Origin of the sequence: Gordonia sp. 135, from assembly GCF_009720185.1 — a bacterium.
GTDB classification, from domain to species: domain Bacteria; phylum Actinomycetota; class Actinomycetes; order Mycobacteriales; family Mycobacteriaceae; genus Gordonia; species Gordonia alkanivorans.
On sequence record NZ_CP046257.1, the window covers coordinates 4,762,531 to 4,787,145 of the forward strand.

Below are 24,615 nucleotides of genomic sequence, written 5' to 3' on the forward strand. Positions count from 1 at the left end.
CACGTCGCCAACCGGGCGCAACACGGCGGGGCCGACATCCACGCGTCGATCAACCGGTCTCGGGGCGTCGGGTGTGGACAATGGAGTGATGGCAGGCGGAGAGAACCTGGAGGTCGACGGCCGCCGGATCTCGATCACCAATCTCTCCAAGGTGCTCTATCCGGCGACCGGGACCCGGAAGTACGACGTCATCGACTACTACTCGCGCATCGCCGACGTCATGCTGCCGCATCTGCGGAACCGGATCGTCACCCGCAAACGCTGGCCCAATGGTGTCGAGTCGACGCCGTTCTTCGAGAAGGACATGCCCGACAGTGCACCCGACTGGGTTCGCCGGTACGGAATCCAGCACAGCGAGCGGGTCATCGAGTACGCACTGGCCGAGGATCGCGCCACGCTCGTGTGGCTGGCGCAGATGGCGGCGCTGGAGATCCACGTCCCGCAGTGGCAACTACCGATCGGCCCCGACGGCGAGCGCATGGCCAACCGCATCGTCTTCGATCTCGACCCCGGTCCGCGGGTCCCCCTGCACGAGACCGCGGCCGTGGCGGTGGAGATCCGGAACTGGCTGGGCGGCACCACCACCTATCCGGTGACCAGCGGCGGCAAGGGAATCCACATCTACGCCCGACTGCCCAAGCCGGTGAGCTCCGAGGCCGCACGAAAGGTGGCTCGCGAGGTGGCCAACGAGTTCGCCCGGCAGAACAGCGATTTCATCACCGCCAACATGTCCAAGAAGATCCGCGACGACAAGGTCTTCATCGATTGGAGCCAGAACAACGCCTCCAAGACCACGCTGTCTCCGTACTCGTTGCGCGGGCGCGAGCAACCGTGGGTCGCCGCGCCCCGCACCTGGGACGAGATCGAGGACCCGAAGATCGCCCAGCTGCTCTACACAGAGGTCCTCGACCGCGTCGCCGACGTCGGCGATCTCCTCGGGGGTCTCGACGCGCCGTACGACGACGATCCGGCCACCGACGCCGACAAACATGGCGCCGAGGAGCCCGACGCCGAGGACTCGCAGGCGGGTCAGATCATCAATCTGCGGGAGTACCGTCGTAAACGGGACGAGTCCAAGACACCTGAACCCTTCGGCGACGAGAACCACCGGCAGCGCCTGCGCGAATCCGACGAGGATGCCGACACCGAATCCGAAACCGGCCCGCGCGAACCGATCTTCGTCATCCAAGAACACCACGCGCGGCGCCTCCACTACGACTTCCGTCTCGAACACGACGGGGTGCTGGTCTCATGGGCCGTCCCGAAGAACCTGCCGACCGATCCGGACCAGAACCGGCTCGCGGTCCAGACCGAGGACCATCCGATGGACTACGCCGACTTCGAGGGCGACATCCCGGCCGGTGAGTACGGCGGTGGTCACGTATCGATCTGGGACAAGGGCACTTTCGAGCTGGAGAAGTGGCGGGAGAAAGAGGTCATCGTCCGCCTGCACGGCGAGAAGGTGCAGGGCCGGTACGCACTGATCCGCACCGGGGACAAGAACTGGCTCGCCCACCTGATGACCGACGAGCCGCGCCCCATCGTCCCCGACAGCCTCACCGATCCGCGACCGATGCTCGCGACCGATGATCCGATCGACAAGCTCAACGAACGGGACTGGGCGTTCGAGGGAAAGTGGGATGGTTATCGGCTCCTGGTGCGGTCGATCGGCGGCGAGTTCCGGCTCACGTCCCGGTCGGGAATCGACATGACGAAGGACTTCCCCGAATTCGCGGGCATCGCCGACGATCTCGGACTGATGGACGTCGTCCTCGACGGCGAGGCGGTGGCCATCGACTCGACCGGCCGGACGAACTTCACGCTGTTCACGTCGCGGAAGCACACCGAGGAGCAGTACACGCTCAAACTGCACCTGTTCGACATCCTCTATCTCAACGGGACGTCGTTGCTGCGGAAACCGTGGTCCGTACGACGCGAACTCCTCGAGGAACTCGCGACCGCGTTCCGCCGGTCGCCGTATGTCGATGTGCCGCCGCTGCTTCCGGCGCCCGCGAGCGCGGCGATCGAGTACAGCCGCGAACACAACCTCGAAGGTGTTGTCGCCAAACGACGCGACTCGGTGTATCAGCAGGGCCGACGCTCCACCAAGTGGCTCAAGCACAAGAACTGGAGCGACATCGAGGTGGTGGTCGGCGGTTACCGGCCCGGGCGCGGCAACCGGTCACACACCATCGGGTCGTTGTTGCTCGGACTGCCCGAGGAGACCGGACTGCGCTACGTGGGACGCGTCGGCACCGGGTTCACCGACGCGCAGTTACGGGCGCTAGCCGAAGAACTCGAGCCGCTGGAGATCTCGCGGTCACCGTTCCTCGACAAACTCGACCGGCCCATCGCGTCGAGCGCGGTCTGGGTGCTGCCCAAGATCGTCGGCGAGGTGCGCTTCATGGACTGGACCACCGCGGGCCACCTACGCCACCCGAGCTGGCGCGGCATCCGCCGGGACAAACTCCCCGGAGATCTCTGATGTCGAATCCCGCGCACCCACAGTCGAACAAACTCGACCGATCGGTGATCGTGACCGGTCTCGTGATCGTGTCGGGCATGATCATGGTGGTTCTCGACACCACCATCGTCAATGTCGCCCTGGAGTCGCTGAGCACCGAACTCGACGCCTCGCTGTCGACGACGCAGTGGGTGGTCACCGGATATCTCCTCGCGGTCGCCCTGGTCATTCCGCTCACCGGTTGGGCGATGGACCGGTTCGGACCCAAACCGACCTGGATCACCGCGGTGACGCTGTTCGTCGCGGGGTCGGCGCTCTGCGCGGCGGCGTGGTCGATCGAGACCCTCATCGTGTTCCGCATTCTGCAGGGTCTCGGCGGCGGCATGCTCCTGCCTGCTGGGCAGGCCATCATCACCCGCGCCGCCGGCCCCGACCGCCTCGGACGGGCGATGGCCATCCTCGGCGTCCCTATGCTCCTCGGCCCCGTCCTGGGACCGGTGATCGGCGGTCTGCTCGTCGAGTACACGAGCTGGCACTGGATCTTCCTGGTCAACGTGCCGGTCGGCCTGGTCGCGGTCGCACTCGCAGTGTGGAAACTGCCGTTCGGCGACACGGCGCCCGACCGTGACCGCCTCGACCTGCTCGGTCTCGCCGTACTCTCCGGCAGCCTGGTCTCCCTGCTCTACGGTCTGTCGCGGGCGAGCTCCCAGGGCGGCTTCGGCGAACCCGATGTACTCGGCTGGCTCGTCGGCGGTGCGGTGGGGCTGGGCCTCTACACGTGGCACAGCCTGCGCAAGGGAACCGACTCGATCGTCGACGTCCGGCTCCTCACCAACAGGGTGTTCGCCGCAGGCACCGTCTCGGTGTTCCTGGTCGCGATCGGACTCTTCGGCGGCATGCTGCTCCTTCCGCTCTACTACCAGACGGTTCGGGGCGAGGGAGCCCTGAACGCGGGCCTGTTGCTCGCCCCGCAGGGCCTCGGCGCGATCGTGGCGATGGTGATCGGCGGACGGATCACCGACCGCATCGGCGCCGGGTACGTGGTCCCGGTCGGCGTCGTGCTGGCGATGAGCGGCACGTACCCGTTCACCCACGTGGGCGCCGACAGTTCCTACCTGTCGCTGAGTGTCGCCCTGTTCGTCCGCGGCATGGGCCTGGGTTCGGTGATGATGCCGACGATCTCGGCCGCTTACAGCGACCTGAGCAGGGAGGTCGTGACCCGCGCCGCCCCCACGCTCTCGGCGATCCAGCAGGTCGGCGCGTCGTTGGGTAGCGCGTTGCTCGTCACGGCGCTGACTCAGCGACTGACCCACGAGCTGAACGCCCACCGGATCCCGTCCTCGGGTGGCGGCACCGATCAGATCGGTTCCGTCCCACCGGAAGCCATGCCCGTCATCGGTCCACTTCTGGCGGACGCTTTCGGCTACGCATTCTGGGTCGCCTTCGCGCTCACCGCGGTGATCTTCGTTCCCGCGATGTTCCTGCCGCGTCACCGGTCCCGGGACGCGGACGCGACCCCGGCGCCACCAGCCGGGATCTGACGGTTTCGACGAACGCCCCGAACCAGCAGCCCACCAGGAGGAGTCACGAATGACACCCGACGTACACGGAGAGACGATCACGGTCCCCGCGGCCTTCGGCGACACCGAGATGTACGTGGCCCGTCCGGCCGTGTCCGACGGCAGGCCGCTGCCCGGCGTCCTGTTCATCACCGATGTGATCGGACTCCGCCCGCGAATTCGCGCGATGGCCGACCGCATCGCGTCGTGGGGTTACGTGGTCGCGGTGCCTCACCTCTTCTATCGCTACGGGACCGCCGACGAGTGGGCCCCGGTCGACGACCTGCTGTTGCCCGAGACCCTCGGCGCGTTCTTCCGGGCGGTGATGCCCCGGGCATCGACCCTCACCTTCGACGTCGCCCGCGCCGACCTCATCGCCTACCTCGGCGCCCTCCGCTCGGTGCCCGGTGTCTCCGCCGGCCCGATCGGCGTCACCGGGTACTGCATGGGCGGGCGACTGGCCCTGAACCTGGCGGCGGCGCGTCCCGCCGAGGTGGCCGCCGTCGGGATCTTCCACACCGGCAACCTGGTGACCGACGCGCCCGACAGCCCTCACCTGCACCTCGTCGACATCGACGCGTTCGTGCTGGCCATCCACGCCGACAAGGACCGCTCGCTTCCCCGCACCGCGGTCGCGCAATTCGCGCATGCGCTCATCTCGAGCGGCGTCACACATTCGGCAAGCGTCTACCCGGGTGCCGCGCACGGCTACACGATGTCCGACATCCCCGCGTACCACCACGAGGCCGCCGAGCACCACTTCGCCGAGCTCGAGGCGCTGTTCCGGCGAACCCTGACCGCCTGAGCGCCGGCCGGGGCCAGTGCGCCAGAGAACCTACCGATCGGTAGGACGACTGAGCCACACCATTGCGAGCGAAGTGTGTTTCGACTCGCGGCGCCCCCGTGGTGCGCGTACACGCGGTTCCTGGGACTAGCCTCATGGGAGTCAGTGACCGTGACAGGAGCTCTTCGTGTTCGTTGTCGCCCACATCAGCGACCTTCATTTCAACGGGACGCAGTTCAATCGCAGCCGCATCCAGTCGACGCTGAGTTACATCAACGCGCGCGCGGCCGGCATCGACGTCCTGCTGGTCACCGGTGACCTCGCCGACGAGGGGGCGCCGAGCGAATACCGAGAGGCCTACGGCGTTCTCGAGAGTCCACTGCCGATGCTCATCACCGCCGGCAACCACGATGTCCGCGAACCGTTCAGCGCCACCCTGCTCGGCGCCGAGACCTCCGGACCCATCAACCACTCCCGCCGCGTCGGCGACGTGTTGTTCCTGATGTGCGACAGCTCCATACCCGGACGAAACGACGGATACATCGACGACCAGACGCTCGCCTGGATGTCGGCCCGCCTCGAGGCCGAGGACCCGCAGACGCCCGTCTTCGTCGCCTTCCATCACCCGCCGGTCGAACTGCACATGCCGTTCATGGATTCGATCCGGCAGACCGGCGAGGAGCGACTGATCCCGCTCGTCGAACGCCACCCGAACATCGTCGCGTTCCTGTGCGGACATGCCCACACCCCCGCGGTGACCCGATTCGCCGACCGCCCGCTGTGCGTCGCGCCGGGCGTCGCATCGACGCTCAACCTGCCGTTCGAGGGCACCGAGATCGTCAACCGCGGACAGCCGCCCGGGATCGCCTTTCACATCTACGACAAGGGACGCCTCGTCACCCACTACCGTTCGGTGGTGTTCTGACCGAACTCCCGTTCGGTCTAACCCTCGGTACCCGAACCGATGGCCGACGATCCGGCATCGAGCAGCTGCTTCAGGACCTGGCCGCCGAGATCGGTGAGCAGACCCGGCCCGGGATCGGGCAGATTCTGCGGGAGCGCACCGGGCTGATGGGTGGCGGGGATTCGAGCGGCACGCGTGGCCTCGAGCCGGATTCCCCGCGTCTGATCCTTGGTCAGCGGCGTCAGGTACTTGCTGAGATCGGTGGCAGTGGTGAGGGTTCCGACCACTCGCAGCCCGGTCGCACCGAAGTCCGCCGCCCCGCGACGGATGTGGTTGGGCGAGGTGACCAGGATGATGTCGCGAATACCCTTCGCACGCAGGATCTCCGAGGTGTTCTGCGCATTGGCCACGGTCGAACCCGACTTGTCCTCGGTCAGGATGCGGCCGGTGTCGACGCCGTTCTCGACCAGCCAGGTCTTCATCGCGGCGGCCTCGGTGATGCCGTTCTTGGGGGCCCCGCCGGTGACGACGATCGGTGCGGCGGTGGTGATCTCGGATTGTGCTTTACCCGCCGACACCCGATTCACCAACTCCGGGGCCATCTTTCCGTTCGCGTTCAACCCGAAGCCGAGGACGACGATCGCGACCCGACCCGACACGGGTTTGGGCGTGGTGTCGGGCACGATCTGCGCAGCGGTGGCGACTCCCGAGATCACGTTGCGGGCCGTGGTGGCGAGGAGCGGGTTCAGCACCCGCAGACGGCTGAGCGCGGCATTGCTGACCGACGCCTGCTCCATCTGATCGGCCCAGATCGCCTGTAATGCAAGCGCATCGGTATCCGCGGGAGCCAGGGTCAACGCCTTCTGCAACGCCGCCAGGCCGCCGGCGACGTCTCCGTTCGCGAACTTCGACTGGGCCTCGTTGTACAGTCCGGCCGGGTCGACGGCGTCCGCCACTGTCACGACGCCCGCCCCGTCGGCGGGGAGAGATCCGACGGCCACACCGCCGAGCGCGGCGACCGCGATGGTCGCGGCAGCCGCCAGCCGGATACGCTTAACTCTGGTCACACCAGTCACTCGCGTAACAGTACGAGACCACCGCAACGGCCCCGCACCCGTCCGATTCCAGATCGGTAACGGGCACGAGGCCGTCGCGACGCCTTCTCGTGCTGGTCAGCGGCGCAAGCCGGCAACCTTCAACAGTTCCGGACGACGCAGGACCAGGCCGATCCACATCAGGACGCCGAGGTAGACCGCGAACAGAACCGTGCTGAACAGCGGCTCCTCGATCCTCAAGTTCGCGGTGACCGCGCCGCCCAGGTAGGCGGTGATGCCGAGCGCGCCGAGCACCGCGGTACGCGGAATCGCGTACACGACAAGGCAGACGAGCAACACCACACCCATGACGATGGCCTGATCGGGGTCGAAGCCGAGCTTCTCGGTGCCGTCGATCACCGCCTGCGGGCGAGCCAGCTTCCCGACGACGTCGAAGGCGAGGAATGCGCCGACGATGACGCTGATGACGATTCCCACGATGCGGTGCCAGTTGCGGCTGGCGGTGGTCTCGGACGAGTTCCGTGTGGTGATGTCGGTGGCCATGATGTTCTCCCTGGTGGTCGAGCGGTGTGGTGGTCGTGCAGGGATAGACACAGCTCGTCGGAAAAACTCATCGACCGTCGTAACTCGCCCGGGTCAGGCGGACACCAGCTTCACCAGCGGGTACTCGCGGGTCGCCTTCTTCTGATACTTCGCGTACCTGGGTTGCGCACTGACGACGGCATCCCACGCGGCCTCTCGTTCCGGACCGGTCAACACCACCGGCGTGACCGGGACCGGTTGTCCGCCATGCCGTTCCACGGTTACGGAGTCGGGGTGGGCCGCGAGGTTCGCGTACCAGTCCGGATTGCCTTTTCCGCCACCGGAAGCCACGACCAGCCAGCCGTTGTCATGCGCGAACCAGCTGAGCGGCGTCTCTCGCTGCCGACCCGACTTGCGGCCCTTGGTGCGCAGGATGACCATGTCCATGCCCCACATCGTCCCGCTCTTGTTGCGAATCCGTTTGACGGTGCGCTCGTTCACCTTCCGCTGATACCACTGCCAGATCGACATGATCCTCCTTAGATTCGCTCCCCATACGGTCGTCCTCGACGCTATCCGGCACGACCCGGAGGAGCTTCTCGATTCCTGCTCGATGTACGCGCTGCTGACCCGCTCGGCAGGATCGACGCCAGGCGCCTACTCCGCGAGAGCGTCGAGGAGCGGTCGAACCCGGAAGTCCACCATCTCCCTCATCACGAGGGCGGTCGTCGTGCGCTTGACACCCTTGATGTCCAGGATGTCCCCGGCGATGCGATACAGGTCATCCGCATCCTTGGCGGCGACGTGGACCAGGAGGTCGGCAACTCCGGTGAGGCCGTGGACCTGCAGCACCTCCGGTATCGCCTCGAGCGCTGCACCGACCTGATCAAGCTTGCGCTGGGTGACATTGGTGAGCACGTAGGCCTGCAGTGGATATCCGAGGACAGCCGGATCGACGCGGCGTTCGAAGGACCGCAAGGCGCCGGCCGCATCAAGCTTGCTCAGCCTGGCTTGAACGGTGTTGCGGGACAGCCCGGTCCGTTCGGCGACCGCCATCACCGTCGCTCGCGGGTCGTCGGCGAGAGCCGTCAGGATCTTGGCGTCGATCCGGTCGGCCCGATGTTCGCTTGGCACGATGCCAACCTCCGTTCCACACACACCCATCAGGGTTGTGCATATTGCCCAGTCTCGACGTCAAGTATTGCGCAAAGAGAATGGTGTTGTTGGACTGTGTGCACCCCTTCTCGTAGAACCGGCCAGCTTCGACGGAACACGATCCCGTCGGCGACCCGGTTTTCGCCCCGTCGGCCGCGATCGATCCGTCGCCGCCGAGGGGGCGCCATTCAACATTCACATCCGCACGCCGTGCCGCGGTTCGCGTGGATGGTGTTCGAAAGTGAGTTCCCGTGCCCCAGTCCGCGTTCCTCGAGACCGTCACCGCTCCGCCGGCATCGGACGGCGCGGTGACGGCCGAGCTTGCCGCGCTTGAGTCGATCCAGCAACGTGTGCTCTGGTTGTCGACCTCGATGATCCACCACGCCAACCGGGTTCGGCCGAACCCCACCGGGCTGAAGGTCGGCGGCCACCAGGCGTCGTGCGCATCGATGGTCTCGATCATGACCTCGCTGTGGTTCGAGCACTTGCGTCCCGGCGATCGCGTGTCGGTGAAACCGCATGCGTCGCCGGTGCTCCACGGCATCAACTATCTGCTGGGCACGCTGGACGAGAAGTACCTGACCACGCTTCGCGAGTTCGGCGGTCTGCAGTCATATCCCAGCCGTTCCAAGGATCCGGACACCGTCGACTACTCCACCGGTTCGGTCGGCATCGGCGCGACCGCCCCGATCTGGGGCGCGATGGCACGACGCTACGTCGACACCCACGTCGGAGACACCGGCCGCGGCCGGCAGTACTCGCTCGTCGGAGATGCCGAACTCGACGAGGGCGCCGTCTGGGAGGCCATCCTCGATCCGGGGATCGCCGATCTCGGCGAGGTGGTGTGGATCGTCGACCTGAACCGCCAGTCACTGGACCGCGTCGTACCGAACATCGCCGCCCGTCGCCTGGAGAAGATGTTCGAGGCGGCCGGCTGGCAGGTCATCCCCGTACGGTTCGGTCAGCTGCTCGAATCGCTCTTCGCCCGCCCCGGTGGCGACGCACTGCGGACCCGCATCCTGCAGATGCCGAACCCGGAGTACCAGCGACTTCTTCGCTGCACCGCGGACGAGGTCCGGGACCGCCTGCCCGGCACCGGTTCCGAGAGTCGGCAGATATCCGATCTCATTGCCACGCTGGACGACTCGACACTCCTGGCGGCTGTTCGCAACCTCGGCGGACACGATCTGCAGGCACTGTCGCAGGCGTATCGACAAATCGACGACACCCGCCCTACGGTGATCATCGCCTACACCATCAAGGGTTACGGATTGCCCACCCAGGGCCACCCACAGAATCATTCGGCGTTGCTGACCGTCGAGGAGTACCGACAGCTGGCGGCCACCCTCCGGATGGACCCGGACCAGCCGTGGGGTCGCTTCGCCGAGGACGACCCGGCGGGCCGACTGTGTGCCGCTGCGGCACAACGGCTGCAACGGGATCCGGTCCCGCCGCTGCCCGATGTCGACATCCCGTCCGACTTCGGACGCACCCCGAAGGGCACCAGCACCACCCAGGCCGCGCTCGGCCGGTCGCTGCTCGACCTGACCCGCCAGTCGCCGGATGCGGCGAAAAGAGTCGTCACCGTCAGCCCGGATGTCAGCTCGACCACCAATCTCGGTGGCTGGGTGAACAAGGTCGGCGTCTGGTCGCCCACCGAGCGGCACAACTGGTTCGCCGACGACCCCGAGACGATCATGCACTGGAACGAGCGGCCCACCGGGCAGCACATGGAACTCGGTATCGCCGAGACCAATCTGGCTCTTCCTGATTGACGGTGCGTAGAACGGGTTCTACCGGGCACAAGATGTAGGTCGGGTTCGGCGGCGGCGAGCCGGGGATGCGGGCGGGTCCTGTGGTGTGAAGATGAAAGCCCCTACACCTCATCACTCACACCGACAGGACCCTCGTTGCAGCGTAGCGCCATTGCCGACACGATTTGCCGCACGATCGAACTCGGGGTGACGATCACCGATGCCGCTCTCGACGGCGAGGATCGCACACACCTGTTCTGCGAGGTCTTGGCCCCGAAGAGTAGCTGCCCGAGGTGCGAGCGGGCGGGTCGGTTGCGTGATCATGTCGATCGTGAGGTGGCAGATCTACCGATCGTGGGCCATCCGACCCGGTTGCATCTGAGGGTGCCGCGCTACGCCTGCGAGAACGGCGCGTGTGGTCAGGGCATCTTTCGCGCCGACATCTCGGCGATCGTCGCGCCGCGCGCGGCGGTGACGCGCCGCACGATCGCGTGGATTCTTCGGCGGATGATTCTGGACAAGATGAGCGTCTCTGCGGTCGCCGCGTCGGTCGGGTTGGGCTGGAACACCGTGAATGCCCTCGCGTTGCAGGCGGCGCGTACGGTGGCTTCGGCGCCTGGCCGACTCGACGGTGTCAGGGTTCTCGGTGTTGATGAGCACAAGTGGAAACATGTTCGCGGCAATGGTGATTCGAGTTTCGTGACCGTGCTGGTCGACCTCACACCGATTGTGGATGGGACCGGGTCGGCGCGCTTGCTGGATATGGTGGGCGGCCGGTCCAAAGCGGCGTTGAAGGACTGGCTCGATGCCCGCGATGACTCCTTTCGGGACCGGATCCGGGTGGTCACCATGGACGGATTCACCGGGTATCGCACCGCGACCGCCGAGGCATTGGATAAGGCGCGGGCGGTGATGGACCCGTTCCACGTGGTCCATCTGGCCGCCGAGAAGCTCACAGTGTGTCGTCAACGCGTGCAACACGATACGTGTGGGCACCGCGGCCGCACGGGTGATCCGCTCTACGGTATCCGCCGACCACTGCTGACCCGGATCGCGTTGCTGACAGACAAGCAGAAGGCCCGGCTACGTAGCGGGTTGGAGGCTCACGAGGAGCACGTGGCCGTCTCGGTCACCTACGCGATCTACCAAGAGCTGATCAACGCCTACGGCCAGGAGAACAAGCGTGACGGCAAGATCGCGATGTACAAGCTGCTCAAACGGATTCATACCGGCGTTCCGTCCGGGCTGGCAGAGTTGGCCCAACTCGGCCGATCATTATGGGCGCGGCGTGCCGAGATCTTGGCCTACTTCGACACCGGCGCCTCCAACGGACCCGTCGAAGCGATCAACGGCCGCCTGGAACACCTCCGCGGGATCGCGTTGGGCTTCCGCAACCTCAACCACTACATCTTGCGGTCACTCATCCACTCCGGCGGCCTCGCACAACACCTCGACGCACTCTGAATCAGGAAGAGCCACCAATCTGGTGGGTCTGATCGGCGAACTCGGTGCCACGTGGAGCCGCTGGGGACAGCCGTTGCTGCCGATCGGCGTGCTCTACGACCCCTTCGTCGAACGCGCCCTGGAACCCTGGTCGTACGGCATCTACGCCGGCGGCCAGTCGATCCTGGTCGGCACCCCCTCCGGGGTGACGCTGGCGGCCGAGGGCGGCGCCCACCAGTCGATCAAGACGCCATCGATCGGCCTCGAGCAACCGGGTTGTGTCAGTTACGAACCGGCGTTCGGGATCGACGTCGAGTGGACCCTGCTGGCCTCTCTGTCCCGGCTCGGCCGCCCCGACGGCACCTCGGCGTATCTGCGTCTCTCGACCCGTCCGGTCGATCAGTCCCTCGCCGCGGTACCGGCCGACCCCGCTGCGCGTGAGCGTCGACGCCGCCAGGTCGTCGCCGGCGGTTATCCCCTCCGGCGGGGTGGGGACGCACAGGTGACGATCGTGGCGATGGGGGCCCTGGTCCCCGAAGCCCTCAGCGCCGCAGATCGCTTGCAGCAGTCGGGGATCAACGCCGACGTCCTCTGCATCACCAGCCCCGGCCTTCTCTTCGAGGCCTGGCAGGCGCGGCAGGGGCGGGGTACCGGTGAGAGCTGGATCCTCGATCAGCTCTTCCCGGGCGACCGTGCCACCCCGATGGTCACGGTCCTCGACGGACACCCGCACACCCTGGCCTTCCTGGCCGGCATCAACCGGGTGCGCAGCACCAATCTCGGCGTCTCCAGGTTCGGTCAGGTCGGCTCTCTCGACGACGTCTACCGGCATCACGGCATCGACACCGACAGCATCGTCTCCGCCGCCCTCGACATCCTGCCCTGATCAGGCAACAGACCCCCGGGTCCCGCATTCGCGGAATCACCGGGGGTCTGTCGTCGAAACCGTAAGCGACTACAGCGCTTTGAGTTCCTCGATGACGCTGTCGACGCTCTTCTTGGCGTCGCCGAACAGCATCGAGGTGCCGTCGGCGAAGAACAGCGGGTTCTCGATGCCGGCATAACCCGAACTCATCGACCGCTTCAGCACGATCACCGAGCGTGCCTCGTCGACGTTGAGGATCGGCATGCCGTGAATCGGACTGGACGGATCGTTACGGGCCGCCGGGTTGGTGACGTCGTTGGCGCCGATCACGATCGCGACATCGGTACGGCCGAACTCGCCGTTGATGTCGTCCATCTCCTTCATCGCGTCGTACTCGACGTCGGCCTCGGCCAGCAGCACGTTCATGTGCCCCGGCATACGACCGGCCACCGGGTGGATGGCGTACTTGACCTCCACGCCCTTGGCCTCGAGCAGGCTGGCCATCTCCTTGACCGCATGCTGTGCCTGGGCCACGGCCAGACCGTAACCGGGCACCACGATCACCTGATTGGCGTACGCCATCTGGATCGCGGCGTCGGCAGCGGAGGTGGCCTTGACCGTGCCGCCCTCGGCGCCGGGACCACCGGCGACCGCGGCGTCGCCGCCACCGAACGAGCCGAACACGATCGCCGGGATCGACCGGTTCATCGCCTTGGCCATCAGGTTGGTCAGGATCGAACCGGACGCACCGACGATCATGCCGGCCACGATCAGCGCGGTGTTGTCCAGCGCGATACCCGCCGCCGCAGCCGACAGACCGGTCATCGCGTTGAGCAACGAGATGACCACCGGCATGTCCGCACCGCCGATGGGGAACACCACGAACAGACCCATCACACCGGCGGCGAGCAGCAGCCCGACCATCCACCACACACTCGCCCCGCCACCGTCGGTGGCCTGGACGCCGAGGTAGATCGCCAGACCCAACGCAACCAGCAGCAGCACGATGTTGGCGGCCTGGAACAACTTCGCGTTCGCCACGAAGGTCTTCTCCAGACCCTTCGGCATGATCTCCTGCAACTTCGCGAACGCCACCAGCGATCCCCAGAACGAGATCGAACCGATGATCGCCGCGATGAGCGAGCCCACCACCAGCGGCGAGGCCGGTTCGGTGTTGTGGAACACCGAGAACCCGGAGGTCTCGATGAACTCCGCCCACGCGATCAGCGCGACCGTGCCACCACCGACACCGTTGAACAGTGCCACCAGCTGCGGCATCGCCGTCATCTTGGTCTTCAGCGCCGGCGGGATACCCAGCACCACACCGAGAACCAGACCGATCGCGATCAGGACCCAGTTGATCGTCGGCACACCGACGGTCGAATGTCCGTCCTCGCCGACCGCGCCCGCGTTGTAGATGTAGAGCAGCGTCGCCGCCACCGCCAGACCCATACCGGTCGCGGCGATCCAGTTGCCGCGCACCGCGGTCTTGGGGCCGGTCAGGCCCATCAGGCCGTAGATGAACAACGAGAAGGACACGATGTAGAGCGCCATGACCAGGTAGGACAGGCCCTCGCTCGGGGTGTGCGCGCCTGCGGCGAGCACCAATTGCGAGCCGATCACTTGGCGGCCTCCTTCTTACCCTTGAACATGCCCAGCATCCGGTCCGTGACCGCGAAGCCACCGATCACGTTGAGCGTGCCGAACACCAGCGCGACGAATGCGATGATGCGCACACCCCACCCGGCATCGGCAGGGAGCTTGCCCAGCACCACCAGCGCACCGAGCACGACGATGCCGTGAATGGCGTTCGTACCCGACATCAACGGGGTGTGGAGGGTGTTGGGAACCTTCGAGATGACCGCGAAACCGACGAACCCGGCCAACACCAGGATCGCCAGATTCGCCAGAAGTCCGGAATACATCAGGCCTTCACCTCCTGGGGTGTTTCACGCGTGACGCACGAAGCAGCGAGCACCTCGTCGTCGAAGTTCGGTGTGATCGCACCGTTGTCGTCGAGCATCAGCTCGATGAGGGCGAGGAGGTTCTTCGAGTACAGCTCGCTGGCATGCTCGGGCATGGTCGCCGGCAGATTCGGCGGCGCGGTGATCGTCACGTCATGTTTGACGACTGTCTCACCGGGTTCGGTGAGCTCACAGTTGCCGCCGGTCTCACCGGCCAGATCCACCACGACGCTGCCCGGCTTCATACCCTCGACCGCGGCTGCGGTCACCAGGCGCGGGGCCGGACGACCCGGGACCAGCGCGGTGGTGATCACCACGTCGAAGCCCTTGATCGCGTCCTCGAGCGCCTGCTGCTGCTGCGCGCGTTCTTCCTCGGTCAGCTCGCGGGCATAACCGCCCTCGCCGGCGGCGTCGATACCGAGATCGAGCCACTGCGCACCGACCGACCGCACCTGCTCGGCCACCTCGGGGCGCACGTCGTAGCCGGTGGTCCGCCCACCGAGACGCTTGGCCGTGGCCAACGCCTGCAGACCGGCCACACCCACACCGAGCACCAGCACCGTCGCCGGCTTCACCGTGCCCGCCGCAGTGGTCAGCATCGGGAAGAACCGCGTCGACAGATCCGCCGCCACGATCACCGACTTGTAACCGGCGACGTTGGCCTGCGAACTCAACGCATCCATCACCTGCGCACGGGAGATACGCGGGATCGCCTCCACCGCGTACGCCTCCACACCCGCCGCACGCAGGGCGCCGATCTTGTTGTCGGCATTGCGCGGCGCCAGGAAACCGATCAGCTTCTGCCCACTGCGCAGCTTGCCGATCTCGGCATCCGACGGCGGCGACACCCGCAGCACCACATCAGCCGAATACGGATCACCGATCGTGGCCCCGGCCTCGGTGTACGCCTCGTCGGGAATCAGGGCGCCGAGACCGGCCCCCGACTCCACCACGACGGGCACACCCTTGCCCACCAGCGAGGCGGCCACCTTCGGGACAAGCGCCACGCGGCGCTCCCCCGGGGCCGTCTCGCGCACGACACCCACTGTCATAACTCTCACCCTGTCTGGTGGCGACGCTGAGTCAGCGCCGCCTTGTTTTCGGCGCCGTCGTCGGCGCACATGCGTACAACGCCGTGACCTGCGTGCAAATCGTGCAGCTCCGCCATGTGTCGGCGGTGCGGACGACCTGACGCAGGTCACGAAGTGCTCGGGCTCTGACAGCGATGACTGTCACCCGGCTCACATATAGAGGTTGGAGAAACATAACACGGGCTCTCAGCGCAATCTCAGGAGAGTCGGATACCTCACTCAACCCTTGACAACGCCATTTCTCATAATCTTTATCTGACCAGCGTCCGGCCCCGAAATCGCTGGTGAGACGATCAGGCGATGGTGTATCTACGCTCGTCCAGACCGGTCGCGCCATCGGGCGCGGGGGACTGATACCGCTCGACCTGTGGGCGCCCCTGTTTGTCGATCGCACGGCACGTGACCGTGTGGTCGCCTTTGTCCGCTTGCCACACGAACTTCCACTGACGCCAGGTGTCGACGCTGTACTCGGTCGCCAGTTCCGCGAGCTGCCACGGCCCGTCGTCGATCCGGACCTCGACGCGCTCGACGCCGATGTGCTGCGCCCACGCCGTTCCGGCGATGACGACCTCACCCGCAGGATGTGAGGTACCCCGGGCCGGGCGGTCGATCCGTGAGGCCAGCTTGATGGGTCCGAGCGCGGACCATCCGCGATCGGTCCAGTACGCCCTGGCCTCGGAGAACCTGGTGATCTCCCAGTCGACCACCCACTTGGTCGCCGACACGTACCCGTACAGACCGGGAACCACCTGACGGACCGGATACCCGTGTTCGATGGGTAGCGGCCCGCCGTTCATACCGACCGCCAGCAGGGCGTCGCGACCATCGGTGATGTCCGAAATCGGTGTGCCACAGGTCCATCCGTCGACACTGGTGGAGAGCAGCATGTCCGCTCCGGGCCGCACTCCGGCGAGATCGAGGACCATCTGCATCGGCACGCCGAGCCATCGCGCGTTGCCGATCAGGTCTCCCCCGACGTCGTTGGACACGCACGCGAGTGTCACGAGCCGTTCGGTCATCGGCATCGCCAGCAGGTCGTCCCAGGCGAGCGTCACCTCCCTGTCGACTTCGCCGTGTATCCGCAGTCGCCATTCGACGGTGGTGAGCGTCGGCACCTGGAGCGCGGTGTCGATGCGGTAGAAGTCGTCGTTGCCGGTGATGAAAGACGTTGCGCCGGAGAGGTCGATCTCGGTACCCGGCGGGATCGGCGGTGCCGGGTCGACGGGCTTCGGCAGCAGGATCCGCGCACGGTCGGCCAGCGTGCTCGCGGTGTCGGCGAGCATGCGACGGCCGATGACGCCGATCGCGACGGCCGCCACGGCAACGCCACCCGCCGCGAGGACGAACCGGCGCGAGATCGGTTGGTGGACGCGATCTTCCGCATCACCATCCTCGACCGGCGGCGGCTCGTCGTCGAGCTGTGCCAGCAGCAGCCTCAGTACGACGATGCCCACGACCCCGGCGAGGACCGACGGCAGCGCATACGTCCACGTAGCGCCCGGCCGGTTCACCGCCGCCAGCACTCCGACGGCAGCGAAGACCGCGATGATCGCGGAACCGAGCGGTGGACGCCGCCGCTCGAGGTACCCGCAGGCGCCGGCGATCACGGCGATGATGATGCCCATCCCGACGAAGAGGGCGACCTTGTCGGCGATGCCGAAGGTCTGGATGGCCCATTCCCGGACCGCCTCGGGCGAGTGGTCGACCACCGACGAGCCGACCGCGAAGTACGGGGACGCGTCCGGCGACACCGGGACCGCGGCGATCTCCCCGGCCGCCAGTCCGGCACCCACCGCGACGATCCCCGCCAGCCACGGGGCCGCGGTGTGCGCACGAGGGGTCGACGAGAAGGTCACACTTCTTGATACCGGAGTTCGGGCACGTGGCGGCGGGTCGCGGCCGAAGGCCCGCCGTTCATCCGACGATCAATCGGCTGACCTGCTGATTCGGTGCGAACACTAAGGTGTCCCGATGAATGGACGCCAAGACTAGAACAGGTTCTAGTTAGTCCGCTAATCTGGCCGCATGGCTACCAGTACCGAGATCCCGGAGACCGTCGCCCTCGAATCGGTGACCGAATTCTCCGACGAGGTCGACGTCGTCGTGATCGGATTCGGCATCGCGGGCGGATGCGCCGCGGCAGAGGCCGCCGCGAACGGGGCGCGCGTCCTGCTCATCGAACGTGCCGCCGCGGCCGGCGGCACCACCTCACTGTCGGGAGGCTTCTTCTATCTCGGTGGCGGCACCGCCGTCCAGAAGGCGACGGGTCAGGACGACTCGCCCGAGGAGATGGAGAAGTACCTGACCGCGGTGTCCATCGACCCCGAGGCCGACAAGATCCACGCGTACTGCGTCGACAGCGTCGACCACTTCAACTGGCTCGAGGGGCTGGGCTTCACCTTCGAGCGCAGCTTCTACCCGGAGAAAGCCGTCATCCAACCGGGCACCGAAGGGCTGATGTACACCGGCAACGAGAAGGTCTGGCCGTTCAAGGACCAGGCCGTCCCCGCCCCGCGCGGTCACAAGGTGCCGGTTCCCGGCGAGACCGGTGGCGCCTCGCTGGTCATCGATTTGCTGGTCAAGCGTCTCGGCGAGCTCGGCGTCGAAGTACGGTATGAAACCGGCGCCCGGCAGCTCGTCGTCGACTCCGACGGAACGGTCGCCGGAGTGACCTGGAAGAGGCCCGGCGAGGAGGGCGTCATCCGCGCCACCTCGGTGATCATCGCCGCCGGCGGCTTCGTGATGAACCCCGAGATGGTCGCCGAGCACACGCCGCACCTCGCCGAGAAGCCGTTCGTCCTGGGCAACACCTACGACGACGGCCTCGGACTCCGCATGGGCCGCTCGGTCGGCGCCGAACTGAAGTACATGGACAAGGCGTTCATCACCGCCCCGATCTACCCGCCGGCCAGCATGGTCATGGGCGTCATCGTCAACAAGTTCGGCGAGCGATTCGTCACCGAGGACTCGTACCACGCCCGCACCTCGGGATTCATTCTGGAACAACCGGATTCGACGGCATACCTCATCGTCGACGAATCGCACATGAATCAGGAGCACAATTACCTGATCAAGTTCATCGACGGTTACGAATCCATCGCGGAGATGGAAGCCGCACTCGGCATCCCCGAGGGCAATCTGCAGCAAACGATGGCGCGGTACAACGAGAACGCCGCGAAGAAGGAGGATCCCGACTTCCACAAGGCGGCCGAGTTCCTCGAACCCCAGGACAAGGGCCCCTGGGCCGTCTACGACCTCTCACTGGGTAAGGCGGTGTACGCCGGTTTCACCATGGGCGGCATGGCGACCTCGCTCGACGGCGAGGTGCTCGACGAGTCGGGGTCGGTCATCAATGGCCTGTACGCCGCGGGCGCGAGCGCCACCAACATCGCGCAAGACTGCAAGGGGTATTGCAGCGGAACGCAATTGGGCGAGGGATCGTACTTCGGTCGCCGCGCCGGTCGTCACGCCGCGGCGAAGGTGACCTCGCGTGTGAGCTGAAGTACCCACTCACTGAAGACCGCCCCTGAGAGACACCCTGTGGAGCGGGGCCGACGACACTATGTCGCCGGCACCTCTCTGGAGGGTTGCTCTCAGGGGCGGTTCTCAGTTGGGCGTACTTCCGGGGCGGTTCTCAGCGGGTCGGGGAAAACCGGCGCAACCGCAGGCTGTTTCCCACGACGAACACCGAGGAGAGTGCCATCGCAGCCCCGGCGATCATCGGATTCAGCATTCCGGCGGCCGCCAACGGGATCGCGGCGACGTTGTAACCGAAGGCCCAGAACAGGTTTCCCTTGATCGTGCCGAGGGTTCGACGCGCCAGTCTGATGGCGTCGGCGACCACGCGTAGGTCACCGCTCACAACCGTGAGGTCGCTGGCCGCCATCGCAACGTCGGTGCCGGTGCCCATGGCGAGACCGAGGTCCGCCTGCGCCAGTGCCGCGGCGTCGTTGATGCCGTCGCCGACCATCGCCACCACGCGGCCCTGCTCCTGGAGTTCGGCGATCACCTCGAGCTTGCGCTGCGGGCTGACACCCGCGGTCACGTCGTCGATCCCGACCTCGTCGGCCACTGCGCGGGCCGCACCCTCGTTGTCGCCGGTGAGCAGCTTCGGCGTGAGACCCAGACGCCGGAATTCGGCGATGGCCTCTGCCGACGACTCCTTGATCCGGTCGGCCACCGCGATCACGCCGACCGGAACCGGTTCGGACGCATCCTCTTTCGTATCCCCGACAAGCACGACGACCGCTGTCGCGCCACCCGACTCGGCGGTCGACACCGCGGTCGCGAGGTCGGCGGGTATCTGTACGGTCACCTTGCTGGGCGAGAGGACCCGGACTCGCCTGTCTCCCACGGTGCCGGCAACACCGGCACCTTGCGTGGACACGAAATCCCGGGCCTTCTCCGACACGTGCTCACGCCCCGCGTCGACGACGGCGCGTCCGATCGGGTGCTCCGACCCGGCCTCCACTGCCGCCGCCCACGCGAGGACCTGCGACTCGTCCCTACCGGCGGCCGCGGTCACCGTCGACACCGACATGTCGCCGGTGGTGACGGTGCCGGTCTTGTCCAGCACGATGGTGTCGACGCGCCGGGTCGACTCCAGCACCTCGGGCCCCTTCAGCAGGATGCCCAGCTGTGCGCCGCGGCCCGTGCCGACCATCAGAGCGGTCGGAGTGGCGAGCCCGAGCGCACACGGGCAGGCGATGATGAGGACCGCCACCGCCGCGGTGAAGGCGAAGGTCACGTCACCGCCTGCGAAGTCGTCCAACGACGCCGCACCCAGCCAGAAGCCCAGCGTGGCAACGGAGATCGCGATCACCGCGGGCACGAACACCGAGGAGATGCGGTCGGCCAGACGCTGCGCGTCGGCCTTGCCCTCCTGCGCGGCGGCGACCATGCGTGCCATCTGCGAGAGCGCGGTGTCGGAACCCACCGCGGTCGCCCGGACGACGAGCAGTCCGCTGGTGTTGACGGTGGCGCCGATGACCGCATCACCCGCGGTCACCTCGACCGGGATCGATTCCCCGGACACCATCGACGCGTCGATTGCCGAAGCACCCTCGATCACGACGCCGTCGGTCGCGATCTTCTCTCCCGGCCGCACGACGAACTCGTCGCCGACGACCAACTGGCCGATGGGAATTCGGGTCTCGACGCCGCTCTCTGAATCCTGGGCCCGCTCGCTTCGCTCCCGGCGCCCGCGGACCACGACATCCTTGGCCCCGAGGTCCATGAGTGCACGTAGTGCATCACCGGCGCGCCGCTTGGATCGCTTCTCGAAGTAGCGACCCGCCAGCAGGAAGGTCGTGACGCCCGCGGCCGCCTCGAGGTAGATGTGCGATGCCCCATCGGTTCGTTGGGGCAGCAGGTCGAATCCGTGGGTGAGGCCGGGCGTACCGGCCGTGCCGAGGAAGAGGGCGTACAGCGACCAGCCGAACGCGGCGAGCGTGCCGACCGACACGAGCGTGTCCATCGTGGTCGCGCCGTGCCGCAGGTTGATCCAGGCCGCGCGGTGGAACGGGTAGGCGCCCCACACGACCACCGGCGCGGCCAGCGTCAGGGACAGCCACTGCCAGTAGGTGAACTGCCAGGCCGGGATCATCGCCAGCGCGATCACCGGGACCGACAGCACCGCCGACACGATCAGCCGCTGCCGAAGCGCGTCGAGTTCCGGATCTGCGGTCGGTGCGGTGTCGGTCGTGTCCGCTTCCGACCCGGTCGGCGGGTCGGGCAGGATCGGCGCGGCGTCGTAACCGGCGGCCCGGACCACCTCGATGAGGTCGTCGGCGGCGAGACCGGTGGGGACCTCGACGTGGGCGCGTTCGGTCGCGTAGTTCACCGAGGCGGTCACGCCGTCGAGTTTGTTGAGTTTTCGCTCGATGCGGTTCGCACACGACGCGCAGGTCATGCCGGAGATGTCGAGGTCGACCAGTTGCAGGCCAGGACTCGCGGACATCAGTGGTCGCCTCCATTCGTCACGTCGCCGTGATCGGTGTCGGTGTGTGTCGTGTCGCCTCGTGGGCTGGAGTCGGGAACGGTCGTCTCTACGACGCCGTGCGAGGGTGCGTCGTGGGTGACCGGCTCGGGTTGCGGTCCCCATGCCCGGCCGACGCCGAAGGCGATCGCGAAAGCGGCGATCAGCGCGACGACGTAGGCCAGAGGACCCGTGGGGATGCTCATGTCAGATCAGTGAATACCCGGCTTCGGCGACCGCTCCGGCGATCTCCTCGCGCGGGATCTCACGATCGGCGACGACGCGCACGGCTCCGTTCTCGAGGGTGACGTCGACGCTGGTGACGCCGGCGATCTCCTCGATCTCCTCGCGGACGGAGGCGACGCAGTGGCCGCAGGTCATGCCGGTGACGGTGTAGTTGCTGGTGGTGCTCATCCGTACTCCTCTGGTTGAAGTCTCGTGGGTGTGGCCGAACGTCGACGTCAGGACTTCACGAGCCGCGCGATCGCGGCCATGGCCTCGTCGACCTTCTCCTTGCCGGCCGCGTCGCTCTCCTGCGCGGCGCGCACGACGCAGTGGGCCATGTGCTCCTCGAGCAGACCCAGGCTGACCGCCTGCAGTGCCTTGGTCATGGCCGACACCTGGGTGAGGATGTCGATGCAGTACGAGTCCTCTTCGACCATGCGCTGCAACCCACGTGCCTGACCCTCGATGCGGCGGAGTCGCTTGAGGTAGTCGTCCTTGCGGCCGATGTAGCCGTGCTGGTGCTCGTCCATGTCGCTCCTGTTGTGACGGGTACCCCTCAGGGGTATGCCTCACCAGGTATACCAGCGTTCAACCGTCGACGGTACCCCCCTACCGTATGTGATCGCGATCGGCGGCCGTCGAGCGCGAGCGCAACGCGTAACCCCGACACGGGCGCGTCGGGGTTCGGGGATCGCGGGAGCTACGGCCGCAATGCGGCGGCGAGGCGCGCCAGGGCTACGGCGACGTCGTCGAGGGCCGCGCTGATCTCGGCGCGACGTGCGGCTTCGGCTGCGGAAACCGGCTCCGAGGAATGGTCGGCAACCTCTGCCTGCGCATCCGGGACAACCCCGGGCGGGACAGCTGCGCCCGCCGGAGAAGCGGCCTGCGGCACCACCGGGCCGGGTTGCGCCGGGCCGAGTGCCGCAGGGTTGGGTGCTGCAGGGTTGGGTGCTGCGGCGTTCGGTGCCGGAGCGTTCGGTGCCGCCGGGCCGGAAACGTCTCGGCCCGGCGCGACGGACCGGTGGCGTCGGCCGTGGTAGTCCTCGGCGGCGATCGGTTCGGCGTTCGTCGACCGGCGGCCGCCGCGGTATCCCGACTCAGGCGTGGGTTCGGGCTCGGCCCTGTGGGCCGACTCGGGAGCAGGTGCCCCGGCCGGGGGAAGCGGTGCGGGCGGCTGATGCGAGTCCGGCAACCGGTGCGACCCCATCCGCTGCGGATGCGGGGCCGGCGGCTGCGACCCCGTCCGGTCGGGACCGGGAGCAGGGCGTTGATGATGACCGGTTCCGGCACCGGACATCACCGACGGGGCGTGCCCGTTCGAATGCGCATAGAAATGGGGTTCGCCGTGGCCGACGAAGAAGACGCAGCCGACGCCTTCCGGCGATGGGACCGGGCACGGGTTGCGTTCGATGAGGGACTGGGCGCGATCGTCGAAGTCGTTCCACTCGAGCCAGAGGCGGCGGTCGTGCCGCGGGTGGGTGCTCGCATCGGTCGCGTGGTTCCCGCGATGGCCGATCGCGAGACGGCACTGCAACAACCAATCGGAGTCACCCGACAGTCCCAGCGCCGCCCGTTCGGTCGGCCGGCACACCACCGTCGACCAACAGCCTTCGCCGTTCATACGGACTCCCCTTCATACCTGCAGTACTTCACGTCTACGCGCGCCATCCAGCCATGCCACGCCGGTCTTCGCAGTGGTTCTCGAGTGTTCGTGCCGACCTCGGCTCGCCCCCCGGCAAGCGCCACGGCGTCCCCGGCGGCCGCGGTGCTGTGAAGATCCCGGGCGTCAGTCTACGAAGGAGGCCGGTCCGGTGCCACCCTGTTCGCCCCCGCGCGTCCCGGCGACAAACATCACGATCCGGCGATTCACCTCCTCCGGGCGATCGAGGTGGAGGAAGTGTCCGGCGTCCGCGATGACCGCGGCGGCACTGCCGTCGGGCAACACGCCCCGCACGTGGTCGGTGAATCTCGACTGCATGCAGCCGTCGTCGGCGCCGTGCAGATACAGCGTGCGGCAACGGGGTTCACCCAACCAGGCGTCGCGGAGGTCGGCGTACCGCGGATCGGTCCGGGGTCGGAGCATCGCGCGGTAGTAGCCCAGGGCGGCAGCGCGATGTGCGCGTGTCGGCAGGGCGGCCAGGGCACGGTCGACGTCGAGGTCGTAATTCGGCCGCGGGGTTCCGGGGCGTCGGATCCGCCAGCGTCGCCACAGCAGGGGGATCAGCCAGTCGAGACTCCGCTCGGGCAGCCACGGCAATTGGTTGAACCCGATGTACCAGCTCATCGTCGCCTGTCGTGCCAGGAGTCGGACCGCTCCCGGCCCCTCGGCGACCGCGCGCCGGATGGCGGGTATCGGCGGAACAGACATCGCGACCACCGCCGAGTACGGGTTGTCCGAACGGTGCGACAGGGCGTTGACCGTCAACGAACCCCAGTCGTGCCCGATGAGTACCGCGTCGGGACCGGCGCCCACCGCACGGTGGATCTCGCGGGCGTCGTAGGCGAGGGCCGCGACATGAAAGTCCTTGTCCCGCGGGATGTCCGACGGAGCGTACCCACGGGTGAACGGTGCGACGACGCGATATCCGGCGGCGACGAGTTCGGGCGCGAGGAGACGCCACGTCCACGCCGAATCGGGAAAGCCGTGCAGACACACCGCAACCGGGCCGTCGACCGGGCCCCACACCAGCGCGTGGAGGGTGATGTGTCCGAGGTCGATGGTCTCGTGTCGCGGGGTATCGGAGTGGTCGTGGGGTTCGGCGTCGTGCGCGTCTGGTGAGCTCTGGGTCATCGGCGCCAATGTATCGCTCGTATCCGACGACCGCATCTACTTGCGTGTTCGGGTGCGCGGCG

Annotated in this window: 20 protein-coding genes and 2 pseudogenes; 8 read left to right on the plus strand and 14 right to left on the minus strand. The window is 67.1% G+C overall.

The features are described 5' to 3' along the window. Nucleotides 1–88: 88 nt before the first annotated feature. From GKZ92_RS21520 to GKZ92_RS21535, 4 genes are all read left to right on the plus strand, one after another. Nucleotides 89–2,485 carry an ATP-dependent DNA ligase gene (locus tag GKZ92_RS21520; protein ID WP_155225631.1) on the plus strand — a complete coding sequence of 799 codons (2,397 nt, stop codon included), beginning with the start codon at nt 89–91 and terminating at the stop codon, nt 2,483–2,485. After that, entirely contained in the window at nt 2,485–4,005 is a 1,521-nt protein-coding gene (locus GKZ92_RS21525; protein ID WP_006357995.1) for an MDR family MFS transporter, read from the plus strand. The genes GKZ92_RS21520 and GKZ92_RS21525 overlap by 1 nt, the downstream gene beginning before the upstream one ends. Nucleotides 4,006–4,054: 49 nt before the next feature. Continuing rightward, entirely contained in the window at nt 4,055–4,828 is a 774-nt protein-coding gene (locus GKZ92_RS21530; RefSeq protein ID WP_155225632.1) for a dienelactone hydrolase family protein, read from the plus strand. A 166-nt stretch (nt 4,829–4,994) separates the two neighbouring features. Next, nucleotides 4,995–5,732: a metallophosphoesterase family protein gene (locus GKZ92_RS21535; RefSeq protein WP_006357997.1), complete on the plus strand. Its 738-nt coding sequence runs from the start codon at nt 4,995–4,997 to the stop codon at nt 5,730–5,732. 17 nt (nt 5,733–5,749) lie between these two features. On the opposite strand, the gene GKZ92_RS21540 is transcribed toward GKZ92_RS21535, so the two are convergent. The 4 genes from GKZ92_RS21540 to GKZ92_RS21555 form a co-directional block, all read right to left on the minus strand. Next, entirely contained in the window at nt 5,750–6,778 is a 1,029-nt protein-coding gene (locus GKZ92_RS21540) for a YdcF family protein (RefSeq protein WP_006357998.1), read from the minus strand. A 105-nt stretch (nt 6,779–6,883) separates the two neighbouring features. Further along, complete coding sequence (locus GKZ92_RS21545; protein ID WP_006357999.1) at nt 6,884–7,309, minus strand: DoxX family protein; 426 nt, start codon at nt 7,307–7,309, stop codon at nt 6,884–6,886. 93 nt (nt 7,310–7,402) lie between these two features. Further along, nucleotides 7,403–7,819, minus strand: a complete 417-nt coding sequence (locus tag GKZ92_RS21550) for a nitroreductase family deazaflavin-dependent oxidoreductase (protein WP_035753701.1) — start codon at nt 7,817–7,819, stop codon at nt 7,403–7,405. A gap of 126 nt (nt 7,820–7,945) precedes the next feature. Further along, entirely contained in the window at nt 7,946–8,422 is a 477-nt protein-coding gene (locus tag GKZ92_RS21555; protein ID WP_006358001.1) for an Lrp/AsnC family transcriptional regulator, read from the minus strand. Nucleotides 8,423–8,751: 329 nt separating this feature from the next. On the opposite strand from GKZ92_RS21555, the pseudogene GKZ92_RS21560 reads away from it, so the two are divergent. From GKZ92_RS21560 to GKZ92_RS21570, 3 genes and pseudogenes are all read left to right on the plus strand, one after another. After that, nucleotides 8,752–10,203, plus strand: a pseudogene (locus GKZ92_RS21560) (pyruvate dehydrogenase); the annotation flags it as partial. Between the two features lie 150 nt (nt 10,204–10,353). Beyond that, entirely contained in the window at nt 10,354–11,661 is a 1,308-nt protein-coding gene (locus GKZ92_RS21565; protein WP_006358292.1) for an ISL3 family transposase, read from the plus strand. After that, nucleotides 11,651–12,526 (plus strand): annotated as a pseudogene (locus GKZ92_RS21570) (transketolase-like TK C-terminal-containing protein); the annotation flags it as partial. The gene GKZ92_RS21565 and the pseudogene GKZ92_RS21570, both read left to right, overlap by 11 nt. A 69-nt stretch (nt 12,527–12,595) precedes the next feature. Here GKZ92_RS21570 and GKZ92_RS21575 read toward each other — a convergent pair. The 4 genes from GKZ92_RS21575 to GKZ92_RS21590 all read right to left on the minus strand — a co-directional run bounded on the left by GKZ92_RS21575 (nt 12,596) and on the right by GKZ92_RS21590 (nt 17,416). Then, complete coding sequence (locus GKZ92_RS21575; protein WP_006358003.1) at nt 12,596–14,128, minus strand: NAD(P)(+) transhydrogenase (Re/Si-specific) subunit beta; 1,533 nt, start codon at nt 14,126–14,128, stop codon at nt 12,596–12,598. Beyond that, a complete protein-coding gene (locus tag GKZ92_RS21580) occupies nt 14,125–14,430 on the minus strand; it encodes an NAD(P) transhydrogenase subunit alpha (protein ID WP_006358004.1) in 306 nt (101 codons plus the stop codon). Before GKZ92_RS21580 ends, GKZ92_RS21575 begins: the two co-directional genes overlap by 4 nt. Next, a complete protein-coding gene (locus GKZ92_RS21585; protein WP_006358005.1) occupies nt 14,430–15,521 on the minus strand; it encodes a Re/Si-specific NAD(P)(+) transhydrogenase subunit alpha in 1,092 nt (363 codons plus the stop codon). Before GKZ92_RS21585 ends, GKZ92_RS21580 begins: the two co-directional genes overlap by 1 nt. 332 nt (nt 15,522–15,853) lie before the next feature. Beyond that, nucleotides 15,854–17,416: a molybdopterin-dependent oxidoreductase gene (locus tag GKZ92_RS21590; RefSeq protein WP_006358006.1), complete on the minus strand. Its 1,563-nt coding sequence runs from the start codon at nt 17,414–17,416 to the stop codon at nt 15,854–15,856. Nucleotides 17,417–17,585: 169 nt separating this feature from the next. On the opposite strand from GKZ92_RS21590, the gene GKZ92_RS21595 reads away from it, so the two are divergent. Continuing rightward, on the plus strand, nt 17,586–19,061 hold the full coding sequence (locus GKZ92_RS21595) for an FAD-binding protein (RefSeq protein WP_155225633.1): 1,476 nt from the start codon (nt 17,586–17,588) through the stop codon (nt 19,059–19,061). A 133-nt stretch (nt 19,062–19,194) separates the two neighbouring features. Here GKZ92_RS21595 and GKZ92_RS21600 read toward each other — a convergent pair whose 3' ends face one another. From GKZ92_RS21600 to GKZ92_RS21625, 6 genes are all read right to left on the minus strand, one after another. Then, on the minus strand, nt 19,195–21,519 hold the full coding sequence (locus GKZ92_RS21600) for a heavy metal translocating P-type ATPase (protein ID WP_075863731.1): 2,325 nt from the start codon (nt 21,517–21,519) through the stop codon (nt 19,195–19,197). Then, nucleotides 21,519–21,743, minus strand: a complete 225-nt coding sequence (locus tag GKZ92_RS21605; RefSeq protein WP_006358009.1) for a hypothetical protein — start codon at nt 21,741–21,743, stop codon at nt 21,519–21,521. The genes GKZ92_RS21600 and GKZ92_RS21605 overlap by 1 nt, the downstream gene beginning before the upstream one ends. A 1-nt stretch (nt 21,744) precedes the next feature. After that, nucleotides 21,745–21,951, minus strand: a complete 207-nt coding sequence (locus GKZ92_RS21610; protein WP_075863729.1) for a heavy-metal-associated domain-containing protein — start codon at nt 21,949–21,951, stop codon at nt 21,745–21,747. A 47-nt stretch (nt 21,952–21,998) separates the two neighbouring features. Next, a complete protein-coding gene (locus GKZ92_RS21615; protein ID WP_006358011.1) occupies nt 21,999–22,292 on the minus strand; it encodes a metal-sensitive transcriptional regulator in 294 nt (97 codons plus the stop codon). Nucleotides 22,293–22,462: 170 nt separating this feature from the next. Continuing rightward, nucleotides 22,463–23,383 (minus strand): hypothetical protein, encoded by a 921-nt coding sequence (locus GKZ92_RS21620; RefSeq protein ID WP_075863728.1) that lies wholly within the window; start codon nt 23,381–23,383, stop codon nt 22,463–22,465. Nucleotides 23,384–23,548: 165 nt separating this feature from the next. Beyond that, nucleotides 23,549–24,553 (minus strand): alpha/beta fold hydrolase, encoded by a 1,005-nt coding sequence (locus GKZ92_RS21625; protein WP_075863727.1) that lies wholly within the window; start codon nt 24,551–24,553, stop codon nt 23,549–23,551. Nucleotides 24,554–24,615: the final 62 nt, after the last annotated feature.